Origin of the sequence: Stutzerimonas sp. R40042, assembly GCF_026642215.1 — a bacterium.
Classification (GTDB): domain Bacteria; phylum Pseudomonadota; class Gammaproteobacteria; order Pseudomonadales; family Pseudomonadaceae; genus Stutzerimonas; species Stutzerimonas frequens.
Genome location: NZ_CP113258.1, coordinates 3,766,414 through 3,785,818, shown reverse-complemented (window position 1 = coordinate 3,785,818; position 19,405 = coordinate 3,766,414). Strand labels below are relative to the sequence as shown.

The 19,405-nt window shown below is 67.5% G+C and carries 13 protein-coding genes; 7 read left to right on the top strand and 6 right to left on the bottom strand.

Annotated elements, in window-relative coordinates; all coding sequences use genetic code 11:
* Window positions 1–45: 45 nt before the first annotated feature.
* The 3 genes from malE (OUY36_RS17850) to OUY36_RS17840 form a co-directional block, all read right to left on the bottom strand.
* Window positions 46–1,263 carry a maltose/maltodextrin ABC transporter substrate-binding protein MalE gene (gene malE, locus OUY36_RS17850; RefSeq protein ID WP_267935358.1) on the bottom strand — a complete coding sequence of 406 codons (1,218 nt, stop codon included), beginning with the start codon at window positions 1,261–1,263 and terminating at the stop codon, window positions 46–48.
* A gap of 70 nt (window positions 1,264–1,333) precedes the next feature.
* The gene (locus OUY36_RS17845) at window positions 1,334–2,257 is read right to left on the bottom strand and encodes a MalM family protein (protein WP_125866944.1); all 924 of its coding nucleotides are present in this window, start codon (window positions 2,255–2,257) and stop codon (window positions 1,334–1,336) included.
* 116 nt (window positions 2,258–2,373) lie between these two features.
* The gene (locus tag OUY36_RS17840) at window positions 2,374–3,666 is read right to left on the bottom strand and encodes a maltoporin (protein WP_267935355.1); all 1,293 of its coding nucleotides are present in this window, start codon (window positions 3,664–3,666) and stop codon (window positions 2,374–2,376) included.
* A gap of 387 nt (window positions 3,667–4,053) precedes the next feature.
* On the opposite strand from OUY36_RS17840, the gene mta reads away from it, so the two are divergent.
* Window positions 4,054–5,709, top strand: coding sequence for a glucan 1,4-alpha-maltotetraohydrolase (gene mta, locus OUY36_RS17835; protein ID WP_267935353.1), 1,656 nt, complete (start codon window positions 4,054–4,056; stop codon window positions 5,707–5,709).
* Between the two features lie 153 nt (window positions 5,710–5,862).
* A complete protein-coding gene (locus tag OUY36_RS17830; RefSeq protein WP_267935350.1) occupies window positions 5,863–7,893 on the top strand; it encodes a methyl-accepting chemotaxis protein in 2,031 nt (676 codons plus the stop codon).
* Window positions 7,894–7,936: 43 nt separating this feature from the next.
* Here the strand turns inward: OUY36_RS17830 and OUY36_RS17825 are convergent, their stop codons facing one another.
* The gene (locus OUY36_RS17825) at window positions 7,937–9,028 is read right to left on the bottom strand and encodes a hypothetical protein (RefSeq protein WP_152481718.1); all 1,092 of its coding nucleotides are present in this window, start codon (window positions 9,026–9,028) and stop codon (window positions 7,937–7,939) included.
* A 56-nt stretch (window positions 9,029–9,084) separates the two neighbouring features.
* Window positions 9,085–11,172, bottom strand: a complete 2,088-nt coding sequence (locus OUY36_RS17820; RefSeq protein ID WP_267935347.1) for an alpha-amylase — start codon at window positions 11,170–11,172, stop codon at window positions 9,085–9,087.
* 251 nt (window positions 11,173–11,423) lie between these two features.
* On the opposite strand from OUY36_RS17820, the gene malE (OUY36_RS17815) reads away from it, so the two are divergent.
* The 4 genes from malE (OUY36_RS17815) to malT all read left to right on the top strand — a co-directional run bounded on the left by malE (OUY36_RS17815) (window position 11,424) and on the right by malT (window position 17,992).
* On the top strand, window positions 11,424–12,611 hold the full coding sequence (gene malE / locus OUY36_RS17815) for a maltose/maltodextrin ABC transporter substrate-binding protein MalE (protein ID WP_044315707.1): 1,188 nt from the start codon (window positions 11,424–11,426) through the stop codon (window positions 12,609–12,611).
* A gap of 67 nt (window positions 12,612–12,678) precedes the next feature.
* Entirely contained in the window at window positions 12,679–14,244 is a 1,566-nt protein-coding gene (gene malF, locus OUY36_RS17810) for a maltose ABC transporter permease MalF (RefSeq protein ID WP_267935344.1), read from the top strand.
* A gap of 10 nt (window positions 14,245–14,254) precedes the next feature.
* The gene (gene malG / locus OUY36_RS17805; RefSeq protein WP_003283570.1) at window positions 14,255–15,145 is read left to right on the top strand and encodes a maltose ABC transporter permease MalG; all 891 of its coding nucleotides are present in this window, start codon (window positions 14,255–14,257) and stop codon (window positions 15,143–15,145) included.
* A 99-nt stretch (window positions 15,146–15,244) separates the two neighbouring features.
* Window positions 15,245–17,992 carry an HTH-type transcriptional regulator MalT gene (gene malT, locus OUY36_RS17800; protein ID WP_267935341.1) on the top strand — a complete coding sequence of 916 codons (2,748 nt, stop codon included), beginning with the start codon at window positions 15,245–15,247 and terminating at the stop codon, window positions 17,990–17,992.
* A gap of 3 nt (window positions 17,993–17,995) precedes the next feature.
* Here malT and OUY36_RS17795 read toward each other — a convergent pair whose 3' ends face one another.
* Entirely contained in the window at window positions 17,996–18,619 is a 624-nt protein-coding gene (locus tag OUY36_RS17795; protein WP_267935339.1) for a glutathione S-transferase family protein, read from the bottom strand.
* Between the two features lie 165 nt (window positions 18,620–18,784).
* Between OUY36_RS17795 and OUY36_RS17790 the strand changes: the two genes are divergently transcribed.
* Entirely contained in the window at window positions 18,785–19,333 is a 549-nt protein-coding gene (locus tag OUY36_RS17790; RefSeq protein WP_267935337.1) for a sugar O-acetyltransferase, read from the top strand.
* Window positions 19,334–19,405: the final 72 nt, after the last annotated feature.

Below are 19,405 nucleotides of genomic sequence, written 5' to 3'. Positions count from 1 at the left end.
GCCCAGCCGATGCGCTTGGCCCTCTCCTCAGCACTGTGACTGCGGTTATCGCTGCTCGGCCAGATTGGGGCTCAGCGGATAATGCCGGCGGCGCCAGGATTGCATCTGCGAGCCCTTGGCCAAGCGCTCGGCGATGTAGTCGAGGGTATCCGCGATGGGCTTGCGGCCGCTCAGCATGGGTTCCATGCGGGGCGTGATCAGCGCCCAGAGACGCTTCATTTCCGGAATGTCCGGCATGATTTCGCCCGCCTGTGCCGAAGCATAGGTGTGGGCGATCAACGGATCGTGCCGCAGGCGTTCCATCAAGGCCAGGTTGGCCACTGCGCCGAGGGGTTTCTCTGCATTGATCCGTGCCAGGCCGTCGGCGTTGGTCAGGTAATCCTCGATGAAGCGATGGGCTGCGGCCTTGTTCGGGCTGTTGCTGTTGATCGCGGCGGCGAGCACGCCAACGAAAGGCTTGCCTTGGCGCGCCGGGTCGGCGGTGGGAATGTCGCCGACCGCGAAGCGGATACCGGCCTGGCGTACCTCGTTCCAGGCCCAGGGCCCATTGATGATCATGGCCGTGCGCCCGTCCTTGAAGCCTTCCATCATGCTCTGATAGGTCGCGGCGGGATCGAGTAGCCCGTCGTCGAGCAGGCGCTTGATCGACTCCATGCCTTCGATGGCGCCCGGCGTATTGAGGCCGATGTCCGTGAGGTCATAGATGCCGTTGTTCTTCCTCAGGCTATAGCCGCCGCTGCCGGCAATGATCGGCCAGGAGAAATAGAGGTTGCGGTAGTCCCATTCGATGGCGCGCTTGCCCTCGGCACGCAGGCGGCGATCCAGCGTCGCCACTTCCGCCAGGCTGCGTGGCGGCACGGGTACCAGGTCCAGGTTATAGATCAGGCTGACCGCCTCGGTGGCCAGCGGATAACCGTAGTAGCGCGCGCCGATGGTCACCGCCTCCCAGGCGAACGCCGGCGCACGCGCCAGGGCTTGCGCGCTGGGTTCCACCGGTTCGAGCAGCCCGTTGTTGATCCAGGAACCGAAGCGATCGTGGGCGAAGATGACGATGTCAGGGCCCCGGCTGGTCGTGGCGAGGCGGTCGAACTGGACCGCCAGGTCGTCAGGGGTGTTGACGGTTACCGGCATGCCGGTGGCCCTGGTGAAATCCTTGCCGATTTCGCCCAGGGCCTTGTAGCCCTTGTCCTGGTTGATCCAGATCGTCAGGGCATCACGCTCGAGCGCCAGTACCGGCGTGCTGAGCAGAAGCAGAAGGGTCAAGGCAGATCTTGTTATTTTCATGGCTGCATCCTGCGTATGAAATCGGGGCGTTCACGGCGCCCCGTACGGGTCATTTGATCTGGATACGCTCCAGCAAATGGCGTTTGGCCGTGGTATCGCCCACCCGCGCCGCCTCGTCGGCCAGGCGCAGCGCGCGTTCCAGGTCCTTCTCGGCCAGCGCGGCATCGATCGCCTGGCGGTAGTAGGCCGAGGTTTCCGGCAGCACTGCCGGGGCCGGCGCGACGGGCAGTTCGTTGCCCATCTCCTGGCCGATGCTGTAGCCCGGCACGTAGCCCTTGGCGGTCGAGCCGGCGGCACTGTCGGGGATCATCACCAGCTTGATCACACCCACCGGGGAGTGCTGCGCCACCGGATCGGGAATGCTCGGCGGCTCGTTGCCCAGCGCCTTGGCGTAGGCCTTGGCCGGGTGCTGCAGAACGGTCTGGCCGGCCATCTGCGCCTCGCTGGTGTAGAGGATCAGATAGCGCTCGTTGCCCGGGTGCTCCGGCTGCGAGCGGTCGATGCGCAGGCGCGCGTCCAGGCTGTCACCCTTGAGCCCGGTCGGCGGAACGTAGACGAAATCGTCGGCATCCAGCAGGCGGGTCGGGCGCATGCGGCTGTCCAGCAGCATGGCGTTGGGCGCGAGCACGCTGCTGCCGGCCTGGCTGTACAGGCGCAGCTCGAACGACGGGCCGCCGGCCGGCAGCTTGAAGGCGCGCAAGAAGCTCTTGCCGGTTTCGAAGGCATAGGCCGGGGCCTGGCTGTCGATCACGACATTGCCGCTGAAGCCCGCCTCCAGCGGCTGGTACGGCAGCTGGTCGAGACCGCTGCAGCAGGACGGCGCGGCGGCCAGCGCGGCACGGGCCTGTTCGACCGAGCCTTGCAGCGGCGCCGGGCTGGCGGCAAGGGCGTCGACCCGACGCAGCGGTTCGCTACTGCAGCCGGCCAGCGCCAGGGCGATCAGCCCGGCGGCGAGAAGGGATAGAGGATGCATGGCGGTTCTCCGGATAAAAAATGCCCCGACCTGCCAGAGTCGGGGCAAAAGGCACCGTCTGGACGGTGGGAGCGGAAAGGCTGCCGTTGCGTGCAACGGCGTTCAGCCGGCGCGGTTTACCACCAGGCCTCGGCCTGGATACCGAAGGTGAGGCCGTCGTCGTCACCGGCGTCGATGGATTCGCTGGCCGCCTGGTAGCGGCCGCCGTCCCACTGGGCGTAGGTGGCGAACACGCGGATCTGCGGGCGCGCCCAGAAGCTGTTGCCGGCCGACCACTGCTGGGCCAGGGTGAGCTTCTTCAGGTCGCGGGTGCGTTCGCCGTCGGCCTGTGGATCGACGCGGTCGTAGCCGAACTCCAGCGCGGTGCTCATCACGTCGCTCCACTTGTACACCGGGCGCACGCCGAAGCTGGCCCAGGTCTGCCCGGAGTCGTTGTCGAAGTCGCGGTCCTCGTAGATCTGCACGTACATCATCTCGATGTTGTCGCTCAGACCCACCACGCCCTGGTTGACCAGGCGGAACATCTTGCCGTCGCTGTTGCCGGTGCTGTTGCGCCCGCTGCTACCGATGATGCCGTCGGTGCCGTACTGCAGGGCGAGCTTGTTGTAACCGCCGAACCAGTTGCTCTGGGTGTGCTCGAGGGTGACCAGATGGCCTTTCTGGTCCTCGTAGCCGGGATCGCGTTCCTGTTCATCGGTGAGGTTGGCCTTGCCGTAGTCGTAGCCCAGCTCCAGCTTGCCGTTCGGGTTGACGTCGATCTCGGCCAGGCGGAAATCGAGGGTGTCGTTGGCCAGGTTGGTGCCGGTGCCCGAGCCCTGGTAGACCCAGTCGCCGTCGGTGTTGCGGATCCACGCCACGCTGGCCTTGGCAAAGCCCAGATCGATGTCCTCGATCCCGGCGCCGGGGCCGGAGACGTCCCAGTAGTAGTAGTCGTTGATGTGCACGTCGTGGCGCTTGTAGTAGCGCTTGCCGGCCCAGATCGCCGCGCCCGGCAGGCTTGGAATCAGGTTCTTGCCGATCACGTGGAACTGGCGGATGGAGGTGGTGCCGGCCTCGTCGAAGGGGTTGTTCTCGCCGCCATTGGTGTCGGTGCCGGTGGCTTCCCAGTCGTTACCCTGGTCGGAGCGGTAGGCGATCATGCTGTCGACGTAGAAGCTGCGGTTGCCTTCGCTCCACACCTCCTGGCCGAGGCCGATCTCGGCGTAGGTTTCGCATTCGTTGCCCAGACGATATTTCGCCGGTGCGCCAGCAGCCTGGAAGCAGGCCTGGTCGCCGCCGCCGGCTGTGGCGCCGACGCCCGAACGCAGATAGCCGTGGAAATCGACCGCCAGGGCCGGGCCGCCGACCAGCAGGGCGGCGAGCAGGCAGGCGGGTTTGAGGACGAACAGGGGGTGCGCGGTGTGCTTCATGACGAGGTCCTTGTTTTTCTTGTTAATGCCGAACGATCACGCCGGCGCTGCCTGCTGCGGCAACGCCGATCGGTGGCGCAAAGCGTCGGGGATGGGGCCCGGAGCGCCATCCTCCCGGCCAGAGATTTCGCTGGCGCAGCTCGAGGGCGTAATCGGTATGAGTGCGGCGTAATCCCAGGGGCGGGGTCGCTACGGGTGGGGCGCAGATGATTGCCACGGGCCTTCCGCCTGGCCACTACGCCGCCTCGAACGCGCGCAGGGAGGTTGGTCGCGAGCGGGCCCAGGGGCAGCCTGCCCAGGTCGGTCGAAGGTGCGGCCGGCGTTCATCCTCATTCGGCAGTCCGTTGCCGGATACCCGCGAACAAGCACAAGAACCGGAGTATTGCGATGAGCCAGACCCTACGTGCCGCCGTATTGGCGGCGGTCCTGCTGCCGTTCCCCGCCCTCGCTGACCAGGCCGGCAAGAGCCCGGCCGGCGTGCGCTACCACGGCGGCGACGAAATCATCCTCCAGGGCTTCCACTGGAACGTCGTCCGCGAAGCGCCCAACGACTGGTACAACATCCTTCGCCAGCAGGCCTCGACGATCGCCGCCGACGGCTTCTCGGCAATCTGGATGCCGGTGCCCTGGCGTGACTTCTCCAGCTGGACCGACGGCGGCAAGTCCGGCGGCGGCGAAGGCTACTTCTGGCACGACTTCAACAAGAACGGCCGCTACGGCAGCGACGCCCAGCTGCGCCAGGCCGCCGGCGCACTCGGTGGCGCCGGGGTGAAGGTGCTCTACGATGTGGTGCCCAATCACATGAACCGCGGCTACCCGGACAAGGAGATCAACCTGCCGGCCGGCCAGGGCTTCTGGCGCAACGACTGCGCCGACCCGGGCAACTACCCCAACGACTGCGACGACGGTGACCGCTTTATCGGCGGCGAGTCGGACCTGAACACCGGCCATCCGCAGATTTACGGCATGTTTCGCGACGAGTTCGCCAACCTGCGCAGCGGCTACGGCGCCGGCGGCTTCCGCTTCGACTTCGTTCGCGGCTATGCGCCCGAGCGGGTCGACAGCTGGATGAGCGACAGCGCCGACAGCAGCTTCTGCGTTGGCGAGCTGTGGAAAGGCCCTTCTGAATATCCGAGCTGGGACTGGCGCAACACGGCGAGCTGGCAGCAGATCATCAAGGACTGGTCCGACCGGGCCAAGTGCCCGGTGTTCGACTTCGCTCTCAAGGAGCGCATGCAGAACGGCTCGGTCGCCGACTGGAAGCATGGCCTCAATGGCAACCCCGACCCGCGCTGGCGCGAGGTGGCGGTGACCTTCGTCGACAACCATGACACCGGCTATTCGCCCGGGCAGAACGGCGGCCAGCACCACTGGGCGCTGCAGGACGGGCTGATCCGCCAGGCCTACGCCTACATCCTCACCAGCCCGGGCACGCCGGTGGTGTACTGGTCGCACATGTACGACTGGGGCTACGGCGACTTCATTCGCCAGCTGATCCAGGTGCGGCGCACCGCCGGCGTGCGCGCCGATTCGGCGATCAGCTTCCATAGCGGCTACAGCGGCCTGGTCGCTACCGTCAGCGGCAGCCAGCAGACCCTGGTGGTGGCGCTCAACTCCGATCTGGCCAACCCCGGCCAGGTTGCCAGCGGCAGCTTCAGCGAGGCGGTCAACGCCAGCAACGGCCAGGTGCGCGTCTGGCGCAGCGGTAGCGGCGATGGCGGCGGCAATGACGGCGGCGAGGGTGGCTTGGTCAATGTGAACTTTCGCTGCGACAACGGCGTGACGCAGATGGGCGACAGCGTCTACGCGGTGGGCAACGTCAGCCAGCTCGGCAACTGGAGCCCGGCCTCCGCGGTACGGCTGACCGACACCAGCAGCTATCCGACCTGGAAGGGCAGCATCGCCCTGCCTGACGGTCAGAACGTGGAATGGAAGTGCCTGATCCGCAACGAGGCGGACGCGACGCTGGTGCGTCAGTGGCAATCGGGCGGCAACAACCAGGTCCAGGCCGCCGCCGGCGCGAGCACCAGCGGCTCGTTCTGACGACATGCCCGCCCGGCCTCGGCTACGCCTACGCCGGGCGGCTCCTCCCGACCCAGGGTGGGCAGGGAGGAGGCCGGCGACGGGCCGGGCCGCCGATGCTGGCACGACAACCATAAAAGCCTTCGCGCTGCGCTGTCGTATCAGGAGCTGTTCATGTTGGCCCAGACCCGCTCGACCCCTTTCCGGCTTGGCTTCCTGGCCCGGCTGTACCTGCTGATCGCCGCGCTGGTGGCCTTGCTGATGCTGGTAGCCGGCACCAGCCTGGTTGCCATCGGCCGCCTGCAAGGCAATGCCGAGCAAATCTCGTCGACCGCGTCGCGTCTGCTGGTCAGCGAGAGCTTCTTCGGTACGTTGCAGAGCCTGACGCAGAACCTGTCCGACGCCCTGGCCGAGGACCGGCCTGACCAGCTCGACGGCTATGTCGGCCGGCATCGCACGCTGCAGGACCAGGCCCTCGAGCTGTTCGCCCAGCTGGAGCGGGTGACGCCGGCACATGCCGAGACCAAGCAACGCCTGGCGGCGCTGTTGCCGGAGCTCGACCGCCGCAGCCTGGCGCTGATCGATGCGCAGCGCGACCTGCTCGCGCGCGTGGGGCGCAACGCCGTCGCGCTGCGCGACTTGCAGCTGCAGTTCTCGCGGCTCAAGCAGGACCTGCTGCAGGCGCAGTTCGTGACTGGCGACGAGCTGGTCGCCTATTCCATCAAGCAGTTCATCATCCCGCTCGAGCAGGTCGAGGCGCTGCTGTTCGATGCCATCGGCGTGTCTTCGATCAAGGCACTCGATGAAGCCGGTGCGCAGATCGCGCAGCGGCTGCCGGCCCTGCAGAAGAAGCTGGACAACGTTCTCCTCGATCTGGAACCGCACCAGGACAGCCGTACCGACTACGCGCACAGCTTCCAGGCGCCGTTCGCCGCCATCGAGCAGCAACTGGCTGTGCCCGGCAATGGCGCGGTGGCGCAGTACTACGCCTGGCTGTCCGACCAGCAGGCCAACCGCGAGCAGAAACTGCAGCTCGGTCGCCTGCAGCGCCAGGCACGCGCGGACATCGGCACGCTCATCGCCAGCGCCCAGCAGGCCAGCGACAGGCAACTGGGCCTGGCCGCGCAGACCTATCGTCAGGGTGTGGCCGGCCTCTTGGCGATGGCCGGGCTGTCGATCGCGGTGGCGCTGGCCATGGGCCTGTGGCTGGGGCGCACCATGCGCATGGCCCTGGCCGCCGTCAGCGGCAGCCTGCGGCACCTGGCCGACGGTGATCTGCGCGGCGGCTGCGAGTACCAGCGCGCGGACGAGTTCGGACGTGTCGGTGAATGGGTCAACCGGGTCGGCGGTAGTCTGCGCGACGCACTGGCCCAGCTCGGGCGCAACGCCGACGAACAGGACCAGATCGCCCGCCGCAATGCCCAGGCCTGCAGCCAGGCGCGTGCCGGGCTGGAGAAGCAACGCAGCAGCATCGGGGCGCTCGCCGTCAGCCTGGCCGAGCTGGAGACCAGTTTTGGCGAGGTGGCGCAGCATGCCGGCGAGACGGCCACGCGGGTCGGCAGTGTCGAGGCATTGACCCTGCAGGGCAGCCAGCGGATGGCCGCGACCCGCATCGGCACGCAAGCCCTGGCTGAGCAGCTGGAAACCAGCGTGGCCGAGATCGCCAACGTGGAGGCGGTGAGCGAGCAGATCGGGCAGATTCTCGATGTGATCCGTGCGATTGCCGAGCAGACCAACCTGCTGGCGCTCAATGCAGCGATCGAAGCGGCGCGCGCCGGTGATCAGGGACGTGGCTTCGCGGTGGTCGCCGACGAGGTGCGCGGCCTGGCCCGGCGCACGGCGCAGTCGACCGGCGAGATCCAGCAGCGCATCGAACGCCTGGCCCAGGGCATCGGCGCGGCGGTGCGTTCGGTGGAGGCCAGTCGCGCGCAGATGCAGGGCACCCTCGATCAGGTCGGGCAGGCCGACCGGTTGATGCAGGAAATCCGCAGCCAGGTCGAGCACATCGCCGCCATGTCGCGGGAAATCGATTCGGCCACGGGCCAGCAACGGCTCGCCGCCGAAGAGGTGTCGCGCGGCATGCATGCGATCGATGCCGCGGCCGAGCTGCACATGGACAGCGTCGTGGCGATCAGCGACAGCAGCGAACGCCAGGCGCGCATGTCCGCCGAGCAGCAGGCGCTCTGCGCGCGCTACCGCACCTGAATGCGACCGGGCGGCGGCGACGGTCCGGCTGTCCCCGTCTGGCCTAGGCCCGCGGCACCTGCCAGCCGATGGCCTGCGCTTCGGCGCGGCGCAGCTCGTCGAGCAGGGCGGCGCGTTGCGGGGCCCGCTCATGGGCCAGGGCGTCGGCGGCGAGCAGGTCGGCGTGGCGTGCGCCAACCGTTTCCCTGAGCCAGGCCAGGCGCTGCAGGGTTTGCGGCGTGCAGGTCTGGCCGTCGAGATCGTCGGCCAGGTCGAGACGATGCGAGCGCCACGCTTCGCGCAGGTAGAGCGCCTCGGCCGAGCCGGCAAGGGCCGTGCGCCAGCTGTCGATCAGCCGGTCCAGCCGTTCGAGTACGGCCGGGCTGGCGCCGCGGCCGGCCAGTTCGGCCCGCCAGCGCCGGTAGCGGTCCAGGGCGATCGCTTTCTCCAGGCGGAACGCCGCCAGCGCACGGGCGCTGCCGAGTGCCTCCTGTCCGAGCAGCCAGGCGAAGAACTGCCGCGTTTCGAAACGCTCGACCGGATGGAAGCCCGGGCAGGCGAGGCCATCGCTGTTGAACTCGCGCAGCGGATCGAAGCGGTACAGGTAGCCGAAGTCGAACAGCCGGATGCGGCCGTCGTCGAGCACGTTGCCTGGGCACAGGTCCCACTCGAACAGGCCGGCCGAGGCGAGCGTGATGATGCAGTCGAACAGGTCTGCCAGGCGCGTTTCATCCCAGTCGCCGACGACCTCGCCGTCGATCCAGGGCGACAGCAGCACGCCGTGACGAAAACTCGCATAGCAGGTGTCGACGATCCCGGCGAGCGGCTCGGCCAGCTCGGGCCGGGCCTTCAGCGCACGCAGGTCGGCACGCCGCTGGACCTCGTTGAGAAACGAGGTCTGGCCATCGGCGTTCTGCACCAGGCAGCGCTCGCGGGCGCGCTTGAGCGTCCAGCTACGGCCTGCCGCTTCGATCCGGTAGACGTGAGCGGTGAGCCCGCCGGACAGCGTGCGACTGACATAGGGTTCGCTGCCGTCGGTGGCGACCAGCGTGGCCAGCGGCAACGGGCAGTCCTGCGGCTGGCCGACTTGCAGTTCCGCTCCGCTGGCGACAAAGGCCAGCTGCGCCTGCTGGCGCGGGTTCAGGGTTGCGTTCATTGCGGGCTCCAGGCAGGGGGCGGCTGCGTCCCGGGCTGCGGCCCGGGACGGGCGATTCAGGGGGTGAGCGATGCACCGGCCTGCACGACGACGATGCGGTCGTCGCCCAGCGTGCGGGCGAAGGCATAGGGCTGGCCGGACGACAGCAGTCGATGCGTACCCGCGCCGATCGCCGGGTGGCGCGCGCGGAACTGGCCGATTCGCTGCCAGTAATCGATCAGACCGGCGATCTCCGGGCGCTCGTGTTCGTCCCAGTTCATCGGGCTGCGCGTGCCCTGGAAGGGGTCCGAACCTGTGGGCCCGAAGGCGCGGGCGCTTTCGTCGCCGTAGTAAACCTGCACCGCGCCGGGCGCCAGCAGCAGGGCGGTGGCGAGCCCGCGCTGACGCGCCAGGTCGCCCTTGGCCAGCTGGTTGAACAGCGCGGTGTCATGCGACGAGGCATAGCTCAGCAGGTTGTGCTCGGGCGTTTCGGCCAGGCGCCGGGCATAGTCGGCGTAACTGGGCTCGGCGGCAGCCAGGCAGTCGCTGGCGGCCAGCGCCTGATCCTGAAAGGCGAAGTTGATCAGCGCGTCGAAACCCTGGTCCAGATAGTCGCTGGCCTCGGGGCCGTGACCGAACACTTCGCCGACCATCCAGAACGGCTCGCCGGCCATGGGGTCGTCCGGGTTGGCGCGGGCCCAGTCGGCGCGGGCGCGCTCGGCCGCCACGCGCAGTTCGGCCCAGGTCGAGGGTTCGACATGCTTGACGGTGTCGGCACGGAAGCCGTCGACGCCGAACTCGCGCACCCAGCCGGTCAGCCATTCGATCAGGTAGTCGCGCACCCGGTAGCCTTCGCGTGGCTCGGCGCGGGTCTGCGCCTTGCGCGCGAGAAACTCCGGCAGCGCGACGACCGCCTCGGACTCGGTGCGGAAATCCGGCAGGAAGGCCAGCGAGCCCTTGAGCGGATCGACCGTGCTGCTGGGTGGCGTGTCGTAGTCGGCGATGCCCGCCCGTACCCAGTCGCGACCCCACCAGGCGGCCCAGCTCGGGTGCTCGTAGTCCACCAGGTTGTGATAGGCGTGCAGATTCTCGTGGGCTTCCGGCTGCCAGGTTGTCCACTGCTCGGGCAGGTACTCGGCCATGCCGTCGCGCAGAGCACCGAAGCCGAGCTGCTGCATGTCCTGCAGGGTCGAGTAGCCGGGATGGTTGAGCACCACATCGAACAGCACGCGGATGCCGCGGGCATGGGCCGCGCTGATGAGCGCGCGCAGGTCGTCTTCGCTGCCCATGCTGGCGTCGAGCTGGGTGAAGTCCAGCGCGTAGTAGCCGTGGTAACCGTAGTGGCGGAAGTCGCCGCGATCGCCGCCGCCGACCCAGCCGTGGATCTGCTCGTAGGGCGCGCTGATCCACAGCGCATCGACGCCGAGGCTGGCGATATGGTCGAGGCGTTCGGTCAGTCCCTTGAGGTCGCCGCCGTGGAAGGTGCCGATCTCCTCGGCGCCATCCGGTGCGCGGCCATAGCTGCGGTCGTTGCCTGGATCACCGTTGGCGAAGCGGTCGGTGAGCACGAAGTAGACGATCGCGTTGCGCCAGTCGCGTGCGACCGGCTGCTCGGGCGCTTCGGCGCGTTCGAGCAGCAGCAGACCGTCACTGCCGGCGGCGGGCTGCAGCCTGACCCGGCCGTCGCGGACCACCGCCGTGGCGCCGGACAGCGCGTCGCGCAGGGTTTCGCCCTCGCCGAAGACCTCGCCAACCGCCAGTTCCACCGCGCCACCCTCCCACGGCTTGCAGACCGCGGTGGCTGCCTCCGGCTCGGCGGCCTTGATCGGCAGCAGGCGCAGGGCCGGCGCGGCGCCGGTCTCGACGATCAGCCGATAGCGTCCGGCTTCAGGCACTTCGTAGCGGTAAATGCTGTCTGTGCCAAGCGGCTGACGGCGAAAGGGCGCAAGCGCCACGGCCTCGCCGCTGGCCTGAGGCATGCGCAACTGCAGCTGGCCGGGCGCGAGACTGAGCTCGATGTCGTAGCGGTCGCTGGCCAGGGCATTCCAGTTCAGCGGCAGCGGCTGGCCATCCAGCCGGGCAGCCAGCTCGGGATCGGCCAGTACGGGCAGCGCTAGGGTGAGTCCGAGCAGCAGCGACAGGGCGGGTAGGCGGTGGGCACGCATCGAAGTGGCTCCATTATGCTTTTTCGCCACATTTGACTGCGCGTTGGCTGCCAGGTATAGGCGTAAGCGCTAGGCTGATGGCGTATTTTGTGCGCTTGCGGGCCACTGCCTACGCCCCACATCTACGCCCTCCGCCTCCTGAAAGGGGAGGATGTAGATGGCACGGGACGCGCCGAGGATGGAACGACTGTCAGAGCCTCAGGCCGGCAGCAGGTGGAACAACTAATAAGAAGCCACGAGGAAAGCGAAGCATGAACAAGAAATTCTGGTGTATCGCCACTGTCGGCCTGGCGGCCACCTTCAGCCTGCCGCTGCCGGCGCTGGCAGCGATCGAAGAAGGCAAGCTGGTCGTCTGGATCAACGGCGACAAGGGCTACAAGGGCCTGGCAGAGGTTGGCAAGCGGTTCACCGCCGAGACCGGTATTCCGGTGGAAGTGGCCCACCCGGACAGTGCCACCGACAAGTTCCAGCAGGCGGCGGCCACCGGCAACGGCCCGGACATCTTCATCTGGGCCCATGACCGCATCGGCGAATGGGCCAAGAGCGGCCTGCTCACCCCCGTTACCCCCAGCGCCGAGACCAAGTCCGGCATCGCCGACTTCTCTTGGCAGGCGGTGACCTACGACAACAAGCTGTGGGGCTATCCGATCTCGGTGGAAACCATCGGCCTGATCTACAACAAGGCCCTGGTCGACACCCCGCCGAAGAGCTTCGACGACGTCCTGGCGCTGAACGAGAAGCTCGCCCCGCAGGGCAAGCGCGCCATTCTCTGGGACTACAACAACACCTACTTCACCTGGCCGCTGCTGTCGGCCAAGGGCGGCTATGTGTTCGAGCAGACCGACGGCGGTTACGACGTCAAGTCCACCGGGGTCAACAATGCCGGCGCCAAGGCCGGTGCCAAGGTGCTGCGCGAGCTGATCGACAAGGACGTGATGCCCAAGGGCGCCGACTACAGCGTGGCCGAGGCGGCTTTCAACAAGGGTGACTCAGCGATGATGATCAGCGGTCCCTGGGCCTGGTCGAACATCGAGAAGAGCGGCATCGATTTCGGCGTGGCACCGATTCCCGCCATCGACGGCGAACCGGGCAAGCCTTTCGTCGGCGTCGCCGCCGCGCTGCTCAACGCCGCCAGCCCGAACAAGGACCTGGCCGTGGAGTTTCTCGAGAACTACCTGCTCGAGGTCGACGGCCTGAAGACTGTGAACGCCGACGTGCCGCTGGGTGCGGTGGCCAACACCGCCTACATGGAAGAGCTGTCCAGCAATCCGCACATCAAGGCGACCTTCGAGAACGCACAGATGGGCGAGCCGATGCCCAACGTGCCGGAGATGGGCGCGTTCTGGTCATCCATGGCCGCCGCGCTGACCAACATCACCTCCGGCCGACAGGACGTCGACGCCGCCCTGGACGATGCCGCCAAGCGCATCACCCGTTGAACCCGTCGCCGGCCGCCGCCTCGGGCGCGCCGGCGGACTATGCTCCGTTCTCAAAGGTTCCGCTCCCGTGAATGCCCGTGCCGAGTTGCCCAGCCCAGCCATGACCCGTACGACCTCCCGGGGCCTGCCCCGCTCCCTGACCAACGGCCTGCGCTGGCTGGCGTGGCTGACCTTCAATGCCTTTGCGCTGTACCTGGTGGTCGCGCTCTACGTGCAGGGGCAGATGGCCTTCGCCCTGCTCGGGCTGGTGGTGACCGGAATCGCCAGCTACCTGTTCATCAACCGGCGGATGTACGCGCAGCGCTACATCTTTCCATCGGTGGCGGGAATGCTGGTGTTCGTCATCTTCCCGCTGCTGTACACGGTGGGCATCGGCTTTACCAACTACAGCGGCAGCAACCTGCTGAGCCTGGCCCAGGTGGAGCAGTACCACCTGAGCCAGACCTACTTGGCCGGCGAGCGTTTTCGCTTCACCCTGCACCCGAGCCCCGATGGCGAGCGGCTGCGGGTGGACAAGGGCGAGCAGGGCGTGTTCGTCAGCTCGCCGCTGACCGGCGAACCGGATGCGGAAGCACCGCTGACGCTGCAGCCGGCCGAGGACGTCGATGGGCTGGGCGAGGCGCTGCCGCTGCGCGAGGTGATTCAGCGGCGCAAGGCGCTGGAACAATGGGTCATGCAGGGGCCGGACGGCAGCCTGCTGCGGCTGTACGGATTGCGTGAAGTCGCCGCCGTCGAACCCGTCTATCGTCAGGATGGCCCCGGCGTGCTGGTCGATACCCGCAGCGGTGCACGCCTGACCGCCGACATGGAGCGCGGCTTCTATGTCGACGAGACGGGCAAGGCGGTGCCGCCGGGCTTCACCGTGTTCGCCGGCTTCGCCAACTTCACCCGGGTACTGAGCGAGCCGAGCATCCGTGAACCCTTCGTGCAGATCTTCGCCTGGACGTTCGCCTTCGCCGGGCTCACCGTGGTCTTCACCCTCGCCGTGGGGCTGGTGCTGGCCAGCCTGCTGCAATGGGAGCTGGTGCGCGGCAAGGCCTTTTACCGGCTGATGCTGATCCTGCCGTACGCGGTGCCGGGGTTCATTTCCATCCTGGTGTTCCGCGGCCTGTTCAACCAGAACTTCGGCGAGATCAACCTGCTGCTCGAGGGGCTGTTCGGCATCCGTCCGGACTGGTTCAGCGACCCGACCCTGGCACGCACGATGATCCTCATCGTCAACACCTGGCTCGGCTACCCCTACATGCTGCTGCTGTGCATGGGCCTGCTGCAGGCCATCCCGCGGGACCAGTACGAGGCCTCGGCGATCGATGGCGCCAGTCCGCTGGACAACCTGCTGCGCATTACCCTGCCGCAGCTGATCAAGCCGCTGATGCCGCTGTTGATCGCCTGCTTCGCCTTCAACTTCAACAACTTCGTGCTGATCACCCTGCTGACCCGTGGCGGCCCGGACATCATCGGCGCGACCACGCCGGCCGGCACCACGGATCTCTTGGTCAGCTACACCTACCGCATTGCCTTCCAGGATTCCGGGCAGGACTTCGCCCTGGCCGCGGCCATCGCCACGATGATCTTCATCCTCGTCGGTGCCATGGCGCTGCTGAATCTCAAACTCTCGAAAGTGAAGGTATAAGGAGACGGTCATGGCCATGGTGCAACCGAAATCTGCGCGTTACCGGCTCTGGGCGACCCACGCGGCGCTGCTGGCCTTCGTCGCGGCAATCCTCTTCCCGCTGCTGATGGTGGTGTCGATCTCCTTTCGCGAAGGCAACTTCGCCACCGGCAGCCTGTTTCCCGAGAACCCGACGCTGGAACACTGGTCGCTGGCCCTCGGCATTCCCTACACCCACGAGGACGGCAGCGTGACCAACCCGCCGTTCCCGGTGCTGCTATGGCTGTGGAACTCGGTGAAGATCGCCCTGGTCAGTTCGGCGCTGATCCTGCTCCTCTCGACCACCAGTGCCTACGCCTTCGCGCGCATGCGCTTCGGCGGCAAGGCGCCGATCCTCAAAGGCATGCTGATCTTCCAGATGTTCCCGCCGGTGCTCTCGCTGGTGGCCATCTACGCGCTGTTCGACCAGCTCGGCCAGCACGTCAGCTGGCTCGGGGTGAACAGCCACGGCGCGGTGATCGTTGCCTCGCTGGGCGGTATGGCGCTGCACATCTGGACCATCAAGGGCTACTTCGAGAGCATCGACGCCTCGCTGGAGGAGGCTGCTATCGTCGATGGGGCGACCACCTGGCAGGCGTTCTTCCATATTCTGCTGCCGATGAGCGTGCCGATCCTGGCGGTGGTGTTCATCCTCGCCTTCATCACCAGCGTCACCGAATACCCCATCGCCTCGGTGCTGCTGATGGACGTCGACAAGCTCACCCTCTCAGTCGGCGCGCAGCAGTACCTCTATCCGCAGAACTACCTGTGGGGAGACTTCGCCGCCGCCGCGGTACTCTCCGGGCTGCCCATCACCGCCGTGTTCCTCTACTGCCAGAAGTGGATCGTCGGTGGCCTCACCGCCGGCGGGGTGAAGGGCTGACCACCTGAGTTGAACGAGGCGCGGAACCGGGGAGCGGGAGCGGTGCGAACCGGTGCGCCAGGCCACGACAAGAACAAGAACAAGAACAGGGAACCGTCCATGAATGCCGCGATGCCACCTCTACTGCCATTGATCCCCACCAAGCTGGCGATCCCCATGCTGCCGCCGGGCCTGCTCGAACGGCCGCGCCTGGACGAGTGGCAGCAGCGCCTGCCGCAGGTGCGCCTGGCGGTGCTGCACGCCGCCAGCGGTTTCGGCAAGACCACCCTGGCGGCGCAGTGGGCGCGGGCCTTCGATGGGCGTATCGCCTGGTTCCAGCTGCATGCCAGCGACAACCTGGGGCTGCAGTTCGGTCGCTACCTGACCCAGGCGCTGGACCGCCAGCTGGACGCCGGCTGTCCGCTGGCAGTGGCGCTGGCCGAGCAGGGCCGGGTGTCACTGGATGCGTTGTTCACTCAGCTGCTGGCCGAGCTGCCGGACGAGCATGAGGCCATCCTGATCGTGCTCGACGAGTTCGAGGTGCTGCACGACGCCGAGTTGATCGCCGGCCTGCGCTTCTTCCTGCGCCATATGCCGAGCTGGATGACCCTGCTGGTGTGCAGTCGTCGCCTGCCCGAACTGGGTGTCGCCGAGCTGCGGGTCAAGCATCAGCTGCTGCTGCTCGACGCGCGCCAGCTGGCCTTCGAGGATGACGAGGTACAGGCGCTGCTGGAGCTGGGCGTGCCGGTCAGCATCAATCGCGAGCAGGTCGAGCGTCTCAACCGCCGCATCGGTGGCTGGCCCTGCGCGCTGCAGCTGGCCTTGCAGGAAGTGCAGACCAGCCGTGGCATGGACCTGTTCCTGGAGAACCTGCAGCTCGGCCACCCGGACATCCGCGACTACATGCGCGAACAGGTGATCGAGGGGCTGCCCGAGGACCTGCGCGGTTTTCTCGAGGCGACCTGCCTGCTCGACCGCTTCGACGCCGCCCTGGCCGATCGCCTGACCGAAGCCTGTCACGGCCGCGAGATGCTCGAACGGCTCGAGCGTGGTGGCCTGTTCATCCAGCCGCTGGACAGCCTGCGCCGCTGGTACAGCTATCACCCGTTGTTCGCCGTGTTCCTCCAGGGCGAGCTGCGCACCCACCAGCCGCAGCGGGTCAACCAGTTGCACCTGCGTGCGGCCTCCGCGCTGCTGGCCGAGAACATGCCCGAGGAAGCGGCGCGCCATGCCGTGCAGGCCGGCGACCCGCAGCAGGTCGACGAGATACTGCAGCGCCACGGCCGGGCGTTCTATCGCCAGGGTCGTCTCGGGTTGCTGCAACAGTGCCTGGAAACCCTGCCGGAAGCGGTGATCGCCGGCTCGCCACTGCTCACCCTGCTGCAGGCGTGGGTGTCACAGAACTCCTATCAGTTCGATCACGTCGAGCGCTGGTTCAAGGCCGGCGAGCTGGCGCTGCAGCGCAGCTGCTCCGAGCAGGACTGGGCGCGCATCGTCTGCGAGTTCAATGCAGTCCGCGCCCAGGTCGCGATGAACCAGGGCGACGAGCAGCGCGCCGTCGCCCTGGCCCAGGAGGCGCTGACCCGCGAGCCGCTGATCATGCGCACCTCACGGGTAGCGGCGATGTCGGGCCTGGCCGAGGCGCATTTCGTCCAGGGCGAACTGCCGCAGGCGCAGAAGCAGTACGAGGAAGCCGAGCGCCGCGCGCGGGAGATCAACGCCTCGCACCTGGTGGTCTGGAGCCTCGGCCAGCTGTCGGAAATCGCCATCGCCCAAGGGCATCTGCAGAAGGCCTATACCCTGCAGGAGCGCGCCATCCAGTACATCGAGCAGCAGAACCTGCAAGCCACGCCCATCGTCGAGTTCATCTACCGGGTGCGCGGCCAGGTGCTGCTGGAATGGCACCAGCTGGACGCCGCCGAGCAGTGCGCGCTGCAGGGTATCCAGATACTCGACGAACTGGACGACCCACGCTGGCGCCTGCAGAGCTACGCGCTGCTGGCCGGCGTCGCCTACGCCCGCGGCCAGCAACACGCCTGCGCCGACTACATCGCTCAGCTGCAGACGATGCTCGCCGACGACCGCTACCACATCGACTGGCTGGCCAATGCCCACGCGATCATGCTCGCCTACTGGGACTCCAGCCAGGATCGCGAGGCGATCCGCCAGTGGCTGCTCAGTGCCCCGCCGGTGGGCGGCGGCGCCAACCACTTCGCCCAGCTCAATGCGCGCAACCACGCCCGTGCCCACCTGGCGCTGGGGCAGCTGGAGCGTGCCCTGCCGATCCTGCGCCAGCTGCTGACCGACGCCGAGCGCCACGGTCTGGAGATGGATCGCAACCGCAACCACATCCTCCTGGCGCAGCTGCACTGGTTGCGCGAGGAGCGCCAGCAGGCGCTGGATCACCTGCAGCGGGCCATGACCCTGGCCAGCGGCAGCGGCGCCATCGGCAGCTTCCTGCGCGTCGGCAAGCCGATCATCGGCATGCTCAAGTGCCTGCTGCACGAGCGCACCCTCGATGAAGCCGAGGCCCAGCGCGCCGCGCGCTTGATCCAGCTGGCGCAGCAGCAGCGCGATTTCAGCCGCGCCATTCGCATCACGCTGGACGAGGCGGTGATTCAGGACATCATTAACCGCCCCGATGTGCCCGAGCTGATCCGCCGTTCGCCGCTGACCCGGCGCGAATGGCAGGTGCTGAGCCTGATCCACGCCGGGCAGTCCAACGAGCAGATCGCCGATCACCTGAATGTCGCGCCGACCACCATCAAGACGCACATCCGCAGCCTCTACCAGAAGCTCAACATCACCCACCGCAGTGAGGCGGTACAGCTGGCGCGCGACCTGCTGAGCAAGATTCAGGGGGACTAGCGCTCAGCCCTTCCACTGCGTCTGAGCGAAGGCGGGCAGGGTGTTGGCGCGCTGAGACGCTGAGGCCAGGTGGGGGAATGCGCCGTCCGGCGCCAGCGTGTCGGGCAGGGTGAGGCGGGCGAAGTCATAGGCGACCACCGCGCTGATATCCACCTGGCTCATGCGTTCGCCCAGCAAGGGCCGCTCGCCGCGCTCGGCCTGGCGTGCGTCCAGCAAGGTCAGCGCGCCACGCGCCTGGTCTTCGCAGTGGCGGTACCAATCGTCCCACACCAGTCCTTCCGGCCGACGATCGCGTTCGTAGTACGCCGCCACGGTTTTCTCGCAGGCACCGACGGCGAAGGCCAGCAGGTTCATCGCCTCGCTGCGCTCGGCGCCGGACAGCGGCAGCAGCGCTCGCTTGGCGCCCGCCTGCTGATCGAAATGGTCGAGGATGGCGTTGCTGTCGATCAGCACCCGGCCATCGTCCAGCACCAAGGCGGGCACTTGACCCAGCGGCGAGTATTCGCGGATCTTCAGACTATCCGTCAGAACGCTGAGGGGCTCGTTGGTGAACGGTATGTCCAACAGGTGCAGGCTGACGCCGACGCGGCGGACGAAAGGCGACATGTAGCGACCGATCAGTTTCACAGGCAGTGCTCCGGACGGGGGAGAGGTGCAACAACCCTAGTCGAGCCGGTCGGTTAATGCGAAGGCGCGGCCGCCGATCGTCTCGTCCGCTCGCGGCCGTCAGGGAGGAGGAAGGTGCGGCGGGCGCTATGGCACCCTCGGGCTTTCAGCGAAGGAGGCGTTGCCATGGCGATGAGCGAGAAACAAAAGATGCTGGCCGGCGAGCTGTACCACCCTGCCGACCCGGAAATCCTCGCCGACCAGGCCGCGGCCAAGGCCTGGATGGTGCGCTACAACGCGGCGCTGGCAGCCTCGCCGGACGAGCGCCGGGCGCTGCTGGACGAGCGGCTGGCCTCGGTCGGTGCTGGCGCGGTGATCCGTCCGCCGTTCCACTGCGACTACGGCTACAACATCCACCTGGGCGAAGGCGCCTTTCTCAATTTCAACTGCGTGATTCTCGATGTGGTCGAGGTGCACATCGGTGCCGGTGCGCAGATCGGGCCGGCGGTGCAGCTCTATACCGCCGACCATCCGCGTGACCCCGAGGCGCGTCGTTCGGGCGTGGAGTTCGGTCGGCCGATCCATATCGGTCGCAACGTATGGGTCGGTGGCGGGGCGATCATCCTCCCGGGTGTGGCGGTGGGCGACGATGCGGTGATCGGTGCCGGCAGCGTGGTCACCCGCGACGTGCCGGCCGGCGCCACGGTGCTAGGCAACCCGGCGCGGGTGCGCTGACCGGCTCGCTGGGCCGCTCTACGCCCTCGCTCGGCAGGCCAGCTACGCCCGCCTGTTACGCCTGCGCGCGCC